The 16,759-nt window shown below is 60.9% G+C and carries 14 protein-coding genes and 1 pseudogene; 7 read left to right on the top strand and 8 right to left on the bottom strand.

Annotation, left to right across the window (positions count from 1 at the left end; all coding sequences use genetic code 11):
• Positions 1-57 precede the first annotated feature (57 nt).
• The 4 genes from KVG85_RS00175 to secA all read right to left on the bottom strand — a co-directional run bounded on the left by KVG85_RS00175 (position 58) and on the right by secA (position 5,872).
• Positions 58-1,002, bottom strand: coding sequence for a Nudix family hydrolase (locus KVG85_RS00175; RefSeq protein WP_217862655.1), 945 nt, complete (start codon positions 1,000-1,002; stop codon positions 58-60).
• Entirely contained in the window at positions 999-1,631 is a 633-nt protein-coding gene (locus KVG85_RS00170) for a glutathione S-transferase family protein (protein WP_217862653.1), read from the bottom strand. Before KVG85_RS00170 ends, KVG85_RS00175 begins: the two co-directional genes overlap by 4 nt.
• 159 nt (positions 1,632-1,790) lie before the next feature.
• A complete protein-coding gene (gene argJ / locus KVG85_RS00165) occupies positions 1,791-3,008 on the bottom strand; it encodes a bifunctional glutamate N-acetyltransferase/amino-acid acetyltransferase ArgJ (protein ID WP_217862651.1) in 1,218 nt (405 codons plus the stop codon).
• Positions 3,009-3,130: 122 nt separating this feature from the next.
• Positions 3,131-5,872: a preprotein translocase subunit SecA gene (secA, locus tag KVG85_RS00160; RefSeq protein WP_217862650.1), complete on the bottom strand. Its 2,742-nt coding sequence runs from the start codon at positions 5,870-5,872 to the stop codon at positions 3,131-3,133.
• A gap of 308 nt (positions 5,873-6,180) precedes the next feature.
• On the opposite strand from secA, the gene KVG85_RS00155 reads away from it, so the two are divergent.
• Positions 6,181-6,636 carry a DUF721 domain-containing protein gene (locus tag KVG85_RS00155; RefSeq protein WP_016773483.1) on the top strand — a complete coding sequence of 152 codons (456 nt, stop codon included), beginning with the start codon at positions 6,181-6,183 and terminating at the stop codon, positions 6,634-6,636.
• Between the two features lie 133 nt (positions 6,637-6,769).
• On the opposite strand, the gene KVG85_RS00150 is transcribed toward KVG85_RS00155, so the two are convergent.
• Complete coding sequence (locus tag KVG85_RS00150; RefSeq protein WP_217862648.1) at positions 6,770-8,257, bottom strand: helicase HerA-like domain-containing protein; 1,488 nt, start codon at positions 8,255-8,257, stop codon at positions 6,770-6,772.
• 186 nt (positions 8,258-8,443) lie between these two features.
• On the opposite strand from KVG85_RS00150, the pseudogene KVG85_RS26190 reads away from it, so the two are divergent.
• From KVG85_RS26190 to gpgF, 5 genes and pseudogenes are all read left to right on the top strand, one after another.
• Positions 8,444-9,475 (top strand): annotated as a pseudogene (locus KVG85_RS26190) (HAMP domain-containing protein); the annotation flags it as partial.
• A 93-nt stretch (positions 9,476-9,568) separates the two neighbouring features.
• Positions 9,569-10,333, top strand: a complete 765-nt coding sequence (locus tag KVG85_RS26185; protein ID WP_425375757.1) for a methyl-accepting chemotaxis protein — start codon at positions 9,569-9,571, stop codon at positions 10,331-10,333.
• A gap of 195 nt (positions 10,334-10,528) precedes the next feature.
• Positions 10,529-11,641 carry an N-acetylglucosaminyl phosphatidylglycerol synthase gene (gpgS, locus tag KVG85_RS00140; protein WP_496198498.1) on the top strand — a complete coding sequence of 371 codons (1,113 nt, stop codon included), beginning with the start codon at positions 10,529-10,531 and terminating at the stop codon, positions 11,639-11,641.
• On the top strand, positions 11,634-12,404 hold the full coding sequence (gene gpgD, locus KVG85_RS00135) for an N-acetylglucosaminyl phosphatidylglycerol deacetylase (protein ID WP_217862645.1): 771 nt from the start codon (positions 11,634-11,636) through the stop codon (positions 12,402-12,404). The genes gpgS and gpgD overlap by 8 nt, the downstream gene beginning before the upstream one ends.
• Positions 12,401-13,399, top strand: a complete 999-nt coding sequence (gene gpgF / locus KVG85_RS00130) for a glucosaminyl phosphatidylglycerol flippase (protein ID WP_110602535.1) — start codon at positions 12,401-12,403, stop codon at positions 13,397-13,399. Before gpgD ends, gpgF begins: the two co-directional genes overlap by 4 nt.
• On the opposite strand, the gene KVG85_RS00125 is transcribed toward gpgF, so the two are convergent.
• Together KVG85_RS00125 and purU are read right to left on the bottom strand one after the other, a co-directional pair.
• Positions 13,383-13,559 (bottom strand): hypothetical protein, encoded by a 177-nt coding sequence (locus KVG85_RS00125; protein ID WP_217862644.1) that lies wholly within the window; start codon positions 13,557-13,559, stop codon positions 13,383-13,385. The two genes, gpgF and KVG85_RS00125, sit on opposite strands and share 17 nt — an antisense overlap.
• Before the next feature lie 81 nt (positions 13,560-13,640).
• Positions 13,641-14,489, bottom strand: a complete 849-nt coding sequence (purU, locus tag KVG85_RS00120; RefSeq protein WP_016773477.1) for a formyltetrahydrofolate deformylase — start codon at positions 14,487-14,489, stop codon at positions 13,641-13,643.
• 337 nt (positions 14,490-14,826) lie between these two features.
• On the opposite strand from purU, the gene mvaT reads away from it, so the two are divergent.
• A complete protein-coding gene (gene mvaT, locus KVG85_RS00115; protein WP_016773476.1) occupies positions 14,827-15,204 on the top strand; it encodes a histone-like nucleoid-structuring protein MvaT in 378 nt (125 codons plus the stop codon).
• Positions 15,205-15,301: 97 nt separating this feature from the next.
• On the opposite strand, the gene sbcB is transcribed toward mvaT, so the two are convergent.
• Positions 15,302-16,732 carry an exodeoxyribonuclease I gene (gene sbcB, locus KVG85_RS00110; RefSeq protein WP_217862642.1) on the bottom strand — a complete coding sequence of 477 codons (1,431 nt, stop codon included), beginning with the start codon at positions 16,730-16,732 and terminating at the stop codon, positions 15,302-15,304.
• Positions 16,733-16,759 lie beyond the last annotated feature (27 nt).

The following is a 16,759-nucleotide window of genomic DNA, read 5'->3' as shown; positions in this document are numbered from 1 at the left end:
GCAATCCACTGTGGGAGCGAGCCTGCTCGCGAAGAGGCCGGTAGCCTCAATCGAGAATCAAGCTTCTGGCCAGAACGCCCGAATCCCCGCCACACCCTGAGCCCCAGCACCCCACGCCTTCTCGCGCTCCGCCGGCCCTACTCCACCGAGCAGGAACACCGGTTTACTGAAACCGTCGATCAATGCCTGTGCCTGCTCCCACCCCAACGGCTGTGCATCCGGGTGCGTCAGCGTCGGCTGCACCGGCGACAGGGTGACAAAGTCGACGTCCATCTGCTCGGCCAGCGCCAGCTCTTCGGCGTTATGGCACGACGCCGCGAGCCAGCGCTCGGCCGGCAACGGACGTCCTGCCGCCGCGTATTTACGCAGTTGCGCAGCGGTGATGTGCCAACCGGCAGACGGAAAATCGCCGAGCCATTCGAACGGCCCTTTGATCATCAACTGTGCCTTGCCCGCGCACAGGCCCACCGCATCCACCGCCAGATCACGGTATTTCGGGTCGTAGCCGTTGGGTGCGCGCAGCTGGATCAATTTGACGCCGCCGGCGATCGCCTTCTGGATGCCGCGCAACAGTGCCGGGCCTTCCAGATCTTCCGGAGTGATCAGGTATTCGGCAGGCAAGCGCGCTGCCGCGACGATCGGCTGATTGGCCGCCGGGAACTCATAGTTGATCAACTCCCTGGCAGAGACCCAAGCCAAAGGCTGGCCTTCTGCGCCATGGGGTTCGCCGGTGAACGCCGAGACTTCCCAGACATCCAGCAACACCTGTTTGTCCGGGTAATCGTGGCGAACCTTGATCAGCGGCCGCGCAGCATCAACGACGATGCCCAACTCTTCGTGCAGCTCGCGAGCCAGTGCCGATTCGACCGATTCGTCAGCCTCGACCTTGCCACCGGGAAACTCCCACAAGCCGCCCTGATGCTGGGTGTCGGCACGGCGGGCGATAAGAATTTTGCCGGCACCGTCACGGATGACGGCAGCGGCGACGTGGACGCGTTTCACGGATTCAATTCCTCCAGTCCAGCCTTTTGCCACGCCTTGAAGGCGGGCCATTGGTAGAGGGTTTCAACATAAGCTTCGTCGACTGCCGGCAACTTCACCTGATAGGTGCGCAGGCGCACGGCGATCGGCGCGAAAAAGGCGTCGGCGAGGCTGACACGACCGAACAGGTATGGCCCCTCTTCCGTGGCTGCTGCGCGGCATTCGGCCCATAGCGCGAGCATGCGTTCGATATCCACCTTCACTTCCGGCGGCACCGGGTTCAGCGGTGCGTCCTGGCTGAGGTTGAACGGCATGTGATTGCGCATGGCGAAGAAGCCGCTGTGCATCTGTGCGCAGGCCGAGCGGGCCTGGGCGCGGGCGAAGGTATCGCTCGGCCAGAGTTGCTCGGACGGAAACTGTTCGGCGAGATATTCAGCGATGGCCAGCGAATCGGCAATCGTGCCACGGGTGGTTTGCAGCAGCGGCACTTTGCCGGTCGGCGAATGCTTGAGCAGGCGCTCGCGGGTGTCGGGCTTGCCGAGCTTGATCAGCTCTTCGCTGTAGGGTGCGCCGGTCATCTCCAGCGCCAGTGCCGCACGCAGGGACCAGGAGGAAAGCAGTTTGTCGCCGATGATCAGGTGCAGGGACATGGTGTGGCGCCTTTTCGTCAGAGGAATGCTTCTGAATGGGTTGTGTCTGGACCGCCGCTTTCGCGAGCAGGCTCGCTCCCACAGAGAACCGAGCTGCAGCGAGAATACCCTGTGGGAGCGAGCCTGCTCGCGAATGGAGCGGCTCGGTCCCGGATCAGGTCAAGTACGGTATTCAGCGTTGATCTTCACGTACTCATGCGACAGGTCGGTGGTCCAGATGGTTTCGCTGCAATCACCGCGACCCAGTTCGATGCGAATGGTGATTTCTTCCTGCTGCATCACCGCCGAACCCTGGGCTTCAGTGTAGGTCGCGGCGCGAGCGCCACGGCTGGCGATGCACACGTCGCCGAGGAATACGTCGATCTTGCTCACGTTCAGGTCCGGCACACCGGCACGGCCCACGGCGGCGAGGATACGGCCCCAGTTCGGGTCGGAGGCGAACAGCGCAGTCTTGATCAGCGGTGAGTGCGCCACGGTGTAGCCGACGTCCAGGCATTCCTGATGGTTGCCGCCGCCATTCACTTCAACGGTGACGAACTTGGTCGCGCCTTCGCCGTCGCGCACGATGGCCTGGGCGACGTCCATGCACACTTCGAACACCGCTTGCTTCAGCTTGCCGAACAGCTCGCCTTCAGCGCGGGTGATCTCGGGCAGCGCGGCCTTGCCAGTGGCGATCAGCATGCAGCAGTCGTTGGTCGAGGTGTCGCCGTCGATGGTGATGCGGTTGAACGACTTGTTGGCGCCGTCGAGCATCAGGTTGTGCAGCACCTCGCGGGAGACCTTGGCATCGGTGGCAATGTAACCCAGCATGGTCGCCATGTTCGGGCGAATCATGCCGGCGCCTTTGCTGATGCCGGTGACAGTGATGGTCACGCCGTCATGCTCGAACTGGCGGCTGGCGCCCTTCGGCAGCGTGTCGGTGGTCATGATGCCGGTGGCGGCGGCTTCCCAGTTGTTTTCCGAAAGGTCGTCCAGCGCAGCTTGCAGTGCGCCTTCGATTTTCTCGACCGGCAGTGGCTCGCCGATTACACCGGTGGAGTACGGCAGGATCTGATCGGCATCAACGCCAGTCAGCTCGGCCAGTTTGGCGGTGGTGCGCTCGGCAGCGGCCAGGCCCGGTTCACCGGTGCCAGCGTTGGCGTTGCCGGTGTTGGTCAGCAAGTAACGCACGGCATTGTGCACGCGCTTTTTCGCCAGGATCACCGGCGCGGCGCAGAACGCGTTCAGGGTGAACACGCCAGCCACGGTCGAACCTTCAGCACAGCGCATCACCACTACATCCTTGCGCCCCGGGCGCTTGATGCCGGCCGAGGCGATACCGAGTTCAAAACCGGCAACCGGGTGCAACGTTGGCAAAGGACCAAGACCAACAGCCATGAATGCGCTCCTTACTCAATGATGTCAGCACCGCCACGGGAAAGGACGGTGGGATAAATGGCAAAACGCCGCGACGGCAGGAGCCGGTCGCGGCGCGGGGTGTTCAGCGATTGAAACGGGTTTTACTGGATCTGCCCGTGGCAATGCTTGTATTTCTTGCCCGAACCGCAGTAGCACAGTTCGTTGCGGCCCAGCTTCTGCTCGTTGCGAACCGGGGCAGCGGCGGTGGCCAGTGCCACATCGACCTCTTCACCCAACGCTTCCGGCTGATCCAGCCCGGGCGCTTCGGCGTGTTCGAACTGCATGCGCGCCGCCAGTGCTTCGGCTTCCTGACGCAGGCGTTGCTCTTCGGCTTCCGGATCTTCGCGGCGAACCTGAACGTGCGAGAGCACGCGGATCGAGTCGCGCTTGATCGAATCGAGCAGCTCGGAGAACAGCGTGAACGACTCACGCTTGTATTCCTGCTTCGGGTTCTTCTGTGCATAGCCGCGCAGGTGAATGCCGTGACGCAGGTGATCCATGGTCGACAAGTGGTCTTTCCACAGGTCGTCCAGCACACGCAGGACGATCTGCTTCTCGAACGAGCGCAGCGCCTCGGCACCGGCCTGATCTTCCTTCTCGTTGTACGCCGCCACCAGCTCGGTCATGAGCTTCTCGCGCAGCGTTTCTTCGTACAGGTGATCGTCTTCGTCGAGCCATTGCTGGATCGGCAGTTTCACGCCGAAATCGCTCTCGATCGACGCTTCCAGACCGGCCACGTCCCACTGCTCTGGCAGCGATTGCGGCGGAATGTGCGCGCTGACGGTAGCGTTGAGCACGTCCTGACGGAAGTCGGCGATGGTTTCGCCGATGTTGTCGGCGGCCAGCAACGTGTTACGCATGTGATAGATCACTTTACGCTGTTCGTTGTTGACGTCGTCGAACTCGAGCAGTTGCTTGCGGATGTCGAAGTTGCGGCCTTCAACCTTGCGCTGCGCCTTCTCGATCGCGTTGGTCACCATACGGTGCTCGATCGCTTCGCCCGGCTGCATGCCGAGGGCTTTCATGAAGTTCTTCACGCGGTCGGAGGCGAAGATGCGCATCAGGCTGTCTTCCAGCGACAGGTAGAAGCGGCTCGAACCGGCATCGCCCTGACGGCCGGCACGGCCACGCAGCTGGTTGTCGATACGGCGCGATTCGTGACGCTCGGAAGCGATCACCTGCAAGCCGCCGGACTCCAGCACTTGCTGGTGACGCTTCTGCCAGTCGGCCTTGATCTGAGCGATCTGTTCAGGAGTCGGGTTCTCCAGCGAAGCGACTTCCACTTCCCAGTTGCCGCCCAACAGGATGTCGGTACCACGACCGGCCATGTTGGTGGCGATGGTCAGCGCACCCGGACGACCGGCCTGAGCGATGATTTCAGCTTCTTTTTCGTGGAACTTGGCATTGAGAACCTTGTGTTCGATGCCTTCTTTGACGAGCAATTCGGACATGTGCTCGGAGGTCTCGATGGTCGCGGTACCCACCAGCACCGGACGACCGGCGGCCATGCTTTCCTTGATGTCGGCCACGATCGCCGCGTATTTCTCTTCGGCGGTGAGGAACACCAGGTCGTTGTAGTCTTTACGCGCCAACGGTTTGTTCGGCGGAATGACCATGACTTCCAGACCGTAGATCTGGTGGAATTCGAACGCTTCGGTGTCGGCGGTACCGGTCATGCCGGACAGCTTGGTGTACAGACGGAAGTAGTTCTGGAAGGTGGTCGAGGCCAGGGTCTGGCTCTCGGCCTGAATGTTCAGACCTTCCTTGGCTTCGATAGCCTGGTGCAGGCCTTCGGACAGACGACGACCCGGCATGGTACGACCGGTGTGTTCATCGACCAGCACGACCTGACCGTCCTGGACGATGTATTCGATGTTGCGGTTGAACAGCTTGTGCGCACGCAGACCGGCGTAGACGTGGGTCAGCAGGCCAAGGTTGTGCGCCGAGTACAGGCTCTCGCCTTCGGCCAGCAGGCCGACGCGGGTGAGCATTTCTTCGATGAACTGGTGACCGGCTTCGTTGAGTTCGACCTGACGGGTCTTTTCGTCAACGGTGTAGTGACCGGCCTTGGTGACCTGGCCTTCAACTTCCTCGACGTGCAGTTCCAGCTGCGGGATCAGTTTATTGATCTCCATGTACAGCTTGGAGCTGTCCTCGGCCTGACCGGAGATGATCAGCGGGGTACGCGCTTCGTCGATGAGGATGGAGTCGACTTCGTCGATCACGGCAAAGTTGAGTTCGCGCTGGAATTTTTCATCCATGCTGAACGCCATGTTGTCGCGCAGGTAGTCGAAACCGAATTCGTTGTTGGTGCCGTAGGTGATGTCGGCCGCGTAGGCGGCGCGCTTCTCTTCCGGCGGCTGGAACGGCGTTACGACGCCGACGGTCAGGCCGAGGAATTCATACAGCGGGCGCATCCAGTTGGCGTCACGGCGGGCCAGGTAGTCGTTCACGGTCACAACGTGCACGCCCTTGCCGGACAGTGCGTTGAGGTAAACACCCAGGGTGGCCACGAGGGTCTTGCCCTCACCGGTGCGCATTTCGGCAATCTTGCCTTCGTGCAGAGTCATGCCGCCGACGAGTTGTACGTCGAAGTGGCGCATGCCCATCACACGCTTGCCGGCCTCGCGGGCGACGGCAAAGGCTTCCGGCAACAGCTTGTCGAGGGTTTCCCCTTTGGCGATACGGGCCTTGAACTCGGCGGTCTTGGCGCGCAATTGATCGTCCGAAAGGGCCACCATTTGCTCTTCGAAGGCATTGACGAGCTGCACCGTCTTGAGCATGCGTTTGACTTCACGCTCGTTCTTGCTTCCAAAAAGTTTCTTTAACAAAGGCGCAAACATATCGGCAGGATCTTCCACACTAAAGGGATGGAGGGCGGCCCCGTGAGTCGCCCGTGCAGCCCTCATGGCCGCATGCGAACGAGCATTCTACCCGGAAACGGTGGTGAGGAAAGTGGCGATGTTCCACGATGCTGGCACTGCGCTTTGACGGGGCTCACTTAAAATAGGGGCGTTTTGCTCAACTTCAACCCGTCGGGGGAAAGAAGTCAGGCGTTGATTTAATGAGCAAAGCAGGGACAAAAGCAATGGGCCAGTGGTTCCACAGCTTTCTGCTAACATGGCGCCTCTGTTACCTCAGGTGTTCGATCATGGCGTTTCGCCCTCTCACGGCCAGAGCACCCGCCGTTCTGTTACGCGAAGCCAAACCGCTCAAAGCCATCCTCGGCCATGCCCAGCGCCTGGAGCATTTGCAGCGCCTGCTCGAAAGCCAGCTGCAACCGGCCGCCCGCGAGCATTGCCGGGTGGCCAAGTGGCGCGAAGGCGAGCTGTCGCTGGTGGTTACTGACGGCCACTGGGCCACGCGCCTGCGCTACCAGCAGAAACGCCTGCAACGGCAGCTGCAATTGTTCGAAGAGTTCGCCAACCTGACCCGGATCAAATTCAGCGTGCGCCCGCCGATCATCCAGCACCGGGCGGTTGGACACACCATGGATTTGTCCAGCAGTGCGGCGGAGACGATTCAATCGACGGCCGACGGGATCAGCGATCCGGGATTGCGCGCGGCGCTGGAGCGGTTGGCGGCGCATGCCAAAAGCAAAACCTGACCGTGCACACCATTCCCATGTGGGAGCGAGCCTGCTCGCGAAGAGGCCGTGTCAGACGACATTGATGTTGAATGACACAGCGCTTTCGCGAGCAGGCTCGCTCCCACAGTTTGGATCTCCGATTCGCCTGAGATCAGCGGCGCTTGCTGCCTCCGAGCAGAGAGCCCATCAACCCGCGCACCAACTGCTTGCCAAGATTATTCGCCGCCTGACGCATCGCTGATTTCAGCGCCTGCCCTGCCGCCGTGCCGAGGAATTCTCCTGCTCGATCAGCCAGGCTCGGCTCTTCAGTCGCCGCTTTGCCCGCTGGTGTTTCAGCCTCGGGCGCCAGCCCTTTGCGTCCCATCAAGATCTCATAAGCCGACTCGCGATCGATCGGCTTGTCATAACGGCCCTTGAACGGTGAGCCGGCGATCAGCACGGTTCGCTCGGTTTCAGTCAGCGGGCCGATCCGCGATTGCGGCGGCGCCACCAGCACGCGCTGGACCATTTCCGGCGTGCCCTTCTCGGTCAGCGTGCCGACCAGCGCCTCACCAATACCTAACTCAGTCAGCACCGACAAACTGTCGAACGCCGGATTCGGCCGAAAACCATCCGCCACGGCGCGCAGGGATTTCTGTTCTTTGGCGGTGAACGCACGCAGGCCGTGTTGAATACGCAAGCCCAACTGCGCCAGCACGTCATCCGGCAGATCCGCCGGCGACTGAGTGACGAAGTACACGCCAACGCCTTTGGAACGAATCAAGCGCACCACTTGCTCCAGGCGTTCCTGCAAAGCCTTGGGCGTGTCGCCGAACAACAAGTGCGCCTCATCGAAGAACAGCGCCAGCAGCGGCTTGTCAGCATCGCCGCGCTCGGGCAGTTGCTCGAACAACTCGGCCAGCAGCCACAGCAGGAACGTTGCGTAAACCTTCGGCGCCTCGTGCACCAGACGGCTGGCGTCGAGCAGATGGATGCGTCCACGGCCATCGGCGCCCGGTTGCAGAATGTCTTCGAGTTGCAGCGCCGGCTCGCCGAACAGGGCTTCGGCGCCCTGCTGTTCCAGTGTCGCCAAGCGGCGCAGCAGCGCCTGGCTGGAACCGGTGGTCATCAGCGCGGCGTCTTCGCCGAGCAACTGTGGATTGTCCTTGAGGTGACTGAGCAGCGCTTTCAGATCCTTGAGATCCAGCAGCAACAGCCCTTCGCGATCCGCCACCTTGAACGCCGCGTACAGCGCCGACTGCTGACTGTCGGTCAGCTCGAGCAGGCTGCCGATCAGTAGCGGACCCATTTCGCTCAACGTGGTGCGCAGCGGATGACCGGATTCACCGTGGATGTCCCACAGCGTCACCGGATAAGCCTGCGGCGTATGACCGAGCCAAGGCATGCCAGCGATGCGCTCGGCCACTTTGCCCTGCGGGTTGCCGGCGGCACCGAGGCCGCACAGGTCGCCTTTGATATCTGCGGCGAACACCGCCACACCGGCGTCGCTGAAGGCTTCAGCCAGGCGCTGCAAGGTCACGGTCTTACCGGTGCCGGTAGCGCCAGCGATCAGCCCGTGGCGGTTGGCCAGGCGCATGGCCTGAGCGATGGGTTGCGCGGCCGGACCAGCGCCGATAACGAGTTGCGAGGAGTCAGGCATTTTCTCACCCAATGGTTAATCTTTGATGACACATGGCCGATACATAAAGTGGACAGACCCGTCAGAAAATCGGGTCGCACATTTCCCTAAGGAGAGCCGGAAATATCAGTTTTTCAACCTTGCCCATAGTGCGCGCCTCTATCAAAGCACGCCCAGGACATTAAGACCTTAGCGGAACCCCAAGCCATGAACAAAAACCTGCGCTTCAGCCATAAGATTTTGCTTGCCGCCGCTCTCATCGTCATTGCCGCTTTCGCCTCGTTCACGTTGTACAACGACTGGCTGCAGCGCAATGCGATCCGCGATGATCTGAACAACTACCTCAACGAAATGGGCGAGGTCACCGCCGGCAACATCCAGACCTGGCTCAGCGGGCGCATCCTGCTGATCGAGAACGCCGCGCAGAACATCGCCATCAACCCGGAACCTGCCACGGTCGCCAGCCTGCTGGAACAGAAAAGCCTGACCTCGACGTTCATGGCCACCTATCTGGGCGATGCCACCGGGCATTTCACCATCCGCCCGGACGTGAAGATGCCGGACGGTTTCGATCCGCGCGTCCGCCCTTGGTATAAAGGTGCCGAAAGCAGCAGCACCTCGACCCTGACTGAACCCTACATCGATGCGGCCACCGGCCAGTTGATCATCTCCATCGCCACCGCCTCGAAAAAGGCCGGGCAGAGCGTCGGCGTGGTCGGCGGCGACCTCAGCCTGCAATCGCTGGTCGATACCCTCGCCGCGCGGGATTTCGACGGCATGGGCTACGTGTTCCTGATCAGCGCCGACGGCAAGATCCTCGTCCACCCGGACAAGGCTTTGGTGATGAAGTCGCTCAAAGAAGCCTACCCGCAGGACACGCCGCGCATCAGCAGCGATTTCAGCGAAGTGAGCGTCGACGGCAAAACCCGCATCGTCACCTTCGCGCCGATCAAGGGCCTGCCGTCGGTGAACTGGTACATCGGCCTGTCGATCGACAAGGATCAGGCCTACTCGATGCTCAGCGAATTCCGTACCTCAGCGGTAATCGCAACCATTATTGCCGTGGCAATTATCATCGCCCTGCTCGGCATGCTGATCCGCCTGCTGATCCAGCCGCTGCACGTGATGACCCGTGCCATGGAAGACATCGCCGACGGCGAGGGCGACCTGACCAAACGCCTGAACATCGTCAATAACGATGAATTCGGCATCCTCGGCACCGCGTTCAACCGCTTCGTCGAGCGTATTCACGGCTCGATCCGCGAAGTGTCCTCGGCCACCGGCCAGGTCAACGAGGTCGCCCTGCGCGTGGTCGCAGCGTCAAACTCGTCGATGTACAACTCTGACCAGCAAGCTTCGCGCACCAGCAGCGTTGCCGCCGCGATCAATCAGCTCGGCGCCGCCGCCCAGGAAATTGCCCGCAACGCCGCCCAAGCGTCGAATCAGGCCAGCGATGCCAGGGGTCTGGCCGAGGATGGCCAGCAAGTGGTCGAGCGCAGCATCAAGGCGATGAACCAGTTGTCGAGCATGCTCAGCGCGTCGAGCACCAACATCGAGTCGCTGAACAGCAAGACCGTCAACATCGGCCAGATTCTCGAAGTGATCACCAGCATTTCCCAGCAGACCAACCTGTTGGCGCTGAACGCGGCGATCGAAGCGGCGCGTGCCGGTGAGGCCGGTCGTGGTTTTGCCGTGGTGGCTGACGAAGTGCGCAACCTCGCGCACCGCACGCAGGAATCGGCACAGCAGGTGCAGACCATGATCGAGGAGCTGCAAGTCGGCGCGCGGGAATCGGTGAGCACCATGAGCGACAGCCAGCGCCACAGCCAGGACAGCGTGGAGATCGCCAACCTTGCCGGCGAACGCCTGAACAGCGTGACCCTGCGCATTGGCGAGATCGACGGGATGAACCAGTCGGTGGCGACGGCGACCGAGGAGCAGACTGCGGTGGTTGAGTCGATCAATGTCGATATCACCGAGATCAACACGCTGAACCAGGAAGGCGTGGAAAACCTGCAGGCGACCTTGCGCGCGTGTTCGGATCTGGAGCAGCAGGCTTCGCGTCTCAAGCAACTGGTGGGCAGCTTCAGGATTTAAGCTGCGGCGACTGGCCACTTCGCGAGCAGGCTCGCTCCCACAGGGAAAATGCATTCCATTGTGGGAGCGAGCCTGCTCGCGAATATCTACATTTCAACGAAACCCGACTGACACCCCACCGCGCAATCCCGACCGAACATCTATTCTGGATAAAGGTCAATCAAGGGAGAACGACACAGCGGAGGGTTGCTCACCGTGCATATCGCCGACATCACCATGTTCTACGCCCCGGCCAGCGGAGGCGTGCGGACTTACCTGGATGCCAAACACCGTCGCCTTGGCGAGCGCAACGCCATTCGCCACAGCCTGCTGATCCCCGGCGCGAGACTGGGTGAACATGACGGTATCTACACGGTGCCAGCGCCCGCCCTGCCCTTTGGCAAAGGCTATCGCTTCCCGCTGCGGCTGGCGCCATGGCGAAACGTCCTGCAGGAATTGCAGCCGGATCTGATCGAAGTCGGCGATCCCTACCTCACCGCATGGGCGGCGCTGGATGCGCGGCGACAGCTGGACGTGCCGGTGATCGGCTTTTATCACTCGGATCTGCCGCTGCTGGCGGGCAATCGCATGGGCCATTGGGTCACGCCGAATGTCGAGGCTTACGTGACTCGTCTGTACGGCAATTTCGACCGCGTTCTCGCGCCGAGCCAGGTCATGGCCGACAAGCTCATCGGGCTAGGCGTGCGCAACGTGCATGTGCAACCGCTGGGCGTGGATCTGCACACCTTCCATCCCGACGCCCGCGACCCCGGCCTGCGTGCCGAGCTGGGAATCGCTGAAGATACCCGCCTGCTGATCTTTGCCGGGCGCGGTTCCAAGGAGAAAAACCTGCCGGTGCTGCTCAAGTGCATGCAGCGCCTTGGTCCGCGTTATCACTTGCTGCTGGTCGGCTCGTCGATGCCCGCGGCGGTGCCGGACAACGTCAGCGTTATCGACGAATTCTGCCCGGCGCCGAAAGTCGCGCGGCTGATGGCCAGCGCTGATGCGCTGCTGCATGCCGGCGACCAGGAAACCTTCGGACTGGTCATCCTTGAGGCCATGGCCTGCGGCATTCCCGTGGTGGCGGTGGCGGCCGGGGCGTTTGAAGAGATCGTCAACGATTCCTGCGGTCTGCTCTGTGCACCGAATAATCCGCAGGCCATGGCCAATGCCGTGCGCGAGCTGTTCAGTCGCGGCTGCGATCGACTCGGCCGTCAGGCGCGCCAGCATGTCGAACGGCACTACGCCTGGGACACCGTGGTCGACAGCCTGCTCAGCCACTATCACGCCGTGCTCGGCCATACGCTGCCACGGGTGGCCAATGGTTGAAGAAATGAAAGCTGTTTGCCTGGTGTTGCATGATGTGGCGCCCTCGACCTGGGCGGATTACCAGCCCTTCGTCGAGGCTGTCGATGCCTTGGGTGATGTGCCGATGACGTGGCTGGTGGTGCCGGATTTCCATCGCCACGATGCGCTTGACGCCAACCCGGCGTTTCGCCGAGTGCTCGATGCCAGGGTCGCCCGAGGCGATGAACTGGCGCTGCACGGCTACTACCACGACGATCAGGAACCCATGCCGAACAACCCGCGCGACTGGTTCATGCGCCGGGTCTACACCCACGAAGGCGAGTTCTATCGCCTGTCCCGCGAAGCAGCCTTGGCCCGCCTGCATGCGGGTCTGGAAATGTTTCAGCGCTACGACTGGCCGGTGCAGGGTTTCGTCGCCCCGGCCTGGCTGATGAGCGACGGCACCCGCCAGGCCTTGCGCGAATTGCCGCTCAGCTACACCAGCGATCCGCAGCACCTTTATCGCTTGCCCGACTTCAGCGCCATCAATGCACCCGGGCTGGTGTGGAGTGCGCGCAGTGCCTGGCGGCGCGGCTTGTCGAAAATCCTCAGCGACCAGCGTGAACAGCGCTGGCGCGAGGCATCGGTGATTCGCCTGGGGCTGCATCCGGTGGACATGCGTCACCGCTTTTCTCGCGATTACTGGTTGCACACGTTGCAGCGGCTGCTGGCAGACGGACGCATGCCGCTGACCAAAATCGACTGGCTGACCCGCCAGCACGGTCAGCTGGAACGCGCAGCATGAAGCGCAGCCTGTTGTTGCTGATTGGCCTGCTCGCGGCGGTGCTGATTCCGGTGCTGCTCGGCGGCGGCGAAACCTGGGCGCGCCTGCGCAGCTTCCCGCTGAACTGGCTGTTGATCATGTTCGGCATGATTCTGCTCTGCTGGGGCATCAATACGTTGCGCCTGCGTTTGTTGCTCGGCGACCAACGTGAAAAGGTCGCGCCATTGAAGAGCCTCGGCGTGGTGATGGCGGCCGAATTCGCGTACTGCGCCACGCCGGGTGGCAGCGGCGGGCCGCTGACGATCATGGCTCTGCTCGCCCGTTGCGGCGTGCGTCCGGCGCGGGGCAGCGCGGTGTTTGCCATGGATCAGCTCAGCGATCTGCTGTTCTTTCTCTGCGCCCTGAGCGGGATTCTGATTTACGCGCTGTTCCAGCACCTGAGCGATCGTCTCGAGTGGCTGCTGACCGTCAGCGCCGTTTCGCTGTTTGGCGGTTTGTTCAGTTGCGTGTTGATTGCGCGTTATCACCGCGCATTGATTCGCCTGAGCGGGCGGCTGTTGGCAGGGATGAACATCACGGCACGCACTCGCCGTCGCTGGGCGCGCAAGTTGCTGCACTTCCTCGCGGCATTTACCGATACCTTGAAACTGCCCTGGCAAACGCTGGTTCAGGTTTTTGCTCTGACCTGCGTGCACTGGCTGCTGCGCTACAGCGTGCTGTATCTGGCCCTGCGCGGGCTCGGCGCGGATTTGCAGTGGGCGTGGAGCTTTCTGGTGCAGATGCTCTCGCTCGGCGCCGGCCAGTTCAGCCTGCTACCCGGCGGCGCGGGAGCCGCAGAATTGACCTCGGCCGCGCTGCTCGCACCGATGGTGGGCAAATCCACCGCAGCGGCGGCGATCCTGATCTGGCGCGTCGTGACGTATTACTTCTATCTGCTGGTTGGCGGCCCGGTGTTCGTGTTGATGCTGGGCAAGCCGTTGCTGAAGAAGTTGATGAACGTCAGGCAGGCTTCTTAGGTTCGTCCTGCTCTTGCTGGAGTTGCTCCCAAAGCTCGGCGGCCCCGGGGAATTCGGTGCCGTCGTCCGGGCTCATGTCATCCGGGTCGTAACGACTCAGGCAACCTTCACCAAGGGTGGCGGGCGCTTTTGAAGTGGCTTTGTCCAGTGGATTGCTCATGGCTTTTCCTCGGGCTCAAATGACAAGGGCCTGAGCGATTCAACGCCCAGGCCCCTGGTTTTTCAAGCGTGTCGTGCTCGATCAGAACACAACCGTCTTGTTGCCGTGCACCAGCACGCGGTCTTCCAGGTGATAACGCAGGCCGCGGGCCAGGACCATCTTCTCGACGTCACGGCCGAAACGCACCATGTCTTCGATGCTGTCGCTGTGGCTGACACGCACCACGTCCTGCTCGATGATCGGGCCGGCGTCCAGCTCTTCGGTCACGTAGTGGCAGGTCGCGCCGATCAGCTTCACACCACGCAGGGACGCCTGGTGATACGGCTTGGCGCCGACGAACGAAGGCAGGAAGCTGTGGTGAATGTTGATGACTTTGTGCGCGTATTCGCGGCACATGTCCGGCGGCAGGATCTGCATGTAGCGCGCCAGCACCACCACTTCGGCGTCGTGCTGTTTGACCAGGCGCGACACTTCGTCGAATGCTGGCTGCTTGTCCTGCGGATTGACCGGCACGTGGTAGTAAGGGATGCCGTGCCACTCGACCATGCTGCGCAGGTCGTCGTGGTTGGAGATCACGCAGGAGATTTCGCAATCCAGTTCGTCGCTGTGCCAGCGGTGCAGCAGGTCGGCCAGGCAGTGGGACTCGCGGCTGGCCATCAGCACCACGCGTTTTTTCTGCTCGGTGTCGGTGATGCGCCAGTCCATCGAGAACTCTTCGGCGATCGGCGCGAACTTCTCGCGCAACTCTTCAATACCGAACGGCAGCGAATCGGCACGGATTTCGTGACGCATGAAGAACCAGCCCACTTGATTGTCAGAGTGGTGGCTCGCTTCGGTGATCCAGCCGTTATGAGAGGCCAGAAAATTACTGACTTTGGCAACGATGCCAACGCGGTCCGGGCAAGAGATCACCAGCCGAAAAGTGCGCATGAGGGGGAAACTCCAGAACTTCACAAAGGCCGCCATTCTAGCGACTGCGCAGGAAAACTGCAGTACGCATACGCGCCGGGTGGGACAAAGCATGGCGAAACGGCTTTCTGACGCAGGTCTTACGTCAAGACCGTGACGCTTTAGAAGGGCTTTTGTCAGACAACTGTAAATATCTGTGCTGACTGCATCACATTATTTAACGGAACATTCAAAGCGCGGCTAATTCCTGTAACTCATTTAAATAAAAAGCCGATCTAAATGTTTACTTGATGAAACAGCCTGACTATTATTGCGGCACTGTCCCCTGTCATTCAGCATTCTACAAAAGGTAGTACTCATGTCCTTGATCAACGAATATCGCGCCACCGAAGAAGCCATCAAAGAGCTGCAAGCCCGTCTGAAGAACCTGTCCGAAGACGACAAACTGCAAGCCGAACTGGAATTCGAAGGCAAACTGCGCACGCTGATGGGTGAATACTCCAAGTCGCTGCGTGACATCATCGCGTTGCTGGATCCAGAAGCCAAATCCAAGGCTCCACGTGGCGGCGCAGTAAAAACTACCGGCACCAAGCGTGCACGAAAAGTTAAGCAATACAAAAACCCGCACAACGGTGAAGTCATCGAAACCAAAGGTGGCAACCACAAGACTCTGAAAGAGTGGAAAGCCAAGTGGGGCGGCGACGTGGTTGAAGGTTGGGCGACCCTGCTGGGCTAAGCCGCAACGCCTTCGCCGAGCGATCCGCGAACAAAAAAACGCCAGCTTGAGCTGGCGTTTTTTTATGCCCGTAAATTAATTCCGGGCATGTTCGATTTCACAAATTCAAACGTTTGCGTAATGCCTGGACATAATTCTGCCAGTCATTGAGCACCTCTCGCTGCATTGGCGTTGCACTAAGTGACCATTGCTCGGCAGCCTCGATGAATGACTGCACGGTATTCGGTGCGCCTGCCTCGGGTTGCGTCAGACGCTGCTGACAAAATAATCTCCAGCGTTCCTGCTCGACAACATCCAGGGTGTCCGGAAAGTTGCGTGCTCGATATCGAAAAAGTAATTCAGGCAAACGTTCATCATCGAAAGGCCACTGCTCTTGCGCCAATTGCGCAGGGTCGGCCGTTCGAACTTGTTCGCATAAACGACGATCACGATCACCGATAAATCCATCGTACAACTGCTGCTCGGGATCTTCGCTGGGAGTGAAATCTTCGCTGGCATAAATCGCCGCGACTTTATCTTTCCAGACGTGTTGTGCGTCAGTTAGTCGCACTGTCCGCTCCTGATAAAGCGCCATGTCCAGCCCAAGGCGCTGCTGGTCTTGTGCGCGCAATACCGCCAGCGGCGCTACAACCGGGCAACGATTGATATGAATAAGCTTGAGCGGTACCGGTAACTCACCTTCGGCCAACTCATCGCGACGGGTATAAAGACGCTGACGCAAGGCTTGCGCATCGAGGTCCAGCAACCCCTGCGGGTCCAGGTGCAGATCACAGACGATCAAGGCGTTGCGATTCTTCGGGTGCCAGGCCAGCGGCAAAACAACGCCGACATAACTGCGTGCCGCCGAGAAACGCCCGGACACATGCACCAGTGGCTGCAACAGGCGGATCTGATCCATCACCTTCTGTTTGCTGCGCAACTGGAACAGCCACTCGTAGAGCTTGGGTTGTTTCTCGCGAATCAGCCGCGCCAACGCGATGGTGGCGCGCACATCCGACAGGGCTTCGTGAGCGTGCCCGTGATCGATATTGTTGGCCGCTGTCAGGCGTTCGAGCTTGAGGGTCACGCGGCCTTCATCATCGGTCGGCCAGACCAGACCGTCCGGGCGCAATGCGTAAGCGGCGCGCACTACGTCGATCAGATCCCAGCGACTGTTGCCACCCTGCCATTCACGGGCATAGGGGTCGAAGAAATTGCGATACAGGCTGTAGCGGGTCATCTCATCGTCGAAACGCAAGGTGTTGTAACCGGCGCCACAGGTCCCCGGTGCGGCCAGTTGCGCATGCACGCGAGTCATGAAATCGGCTTCGCTCAGGCCTTTTTCAGCGAGCTGACCGGGGGTGATGCCAGTGATCGCGCATGCCGCCGGGTGCGGCAGGATGTCTTCGCTGGGCTGGCAATAGAGGTTGACCGGCTCGTCGATTTCGTTGAGCGCATGGTCGGTGCGAATCCCGGCCACCTGCAGCGGTCGGTCGTTGCGCGGATTGATGCCAGTGGTTTCGTAGTCGTACCAGAAGATTGAAGTCACGGGCGAATCCTGAACAGAAGATCGGCG

The sequence above is a fragment of the Pseudomonas triticicola genome (genome assembly GCF_019145375.1).
GTDB lineage: Bacteria > Pseudomonadota > Gammaproteobacteria > Pseudomonadales > Pseudomonadaceae > Aquipseudomonas > Aquipseudomonas triticicola.
The sequence above is the reverse complement of the archived record's forward strand: the minus strand, read 5'-3'. Positions and strand labels throughout refer to the sequence as shown.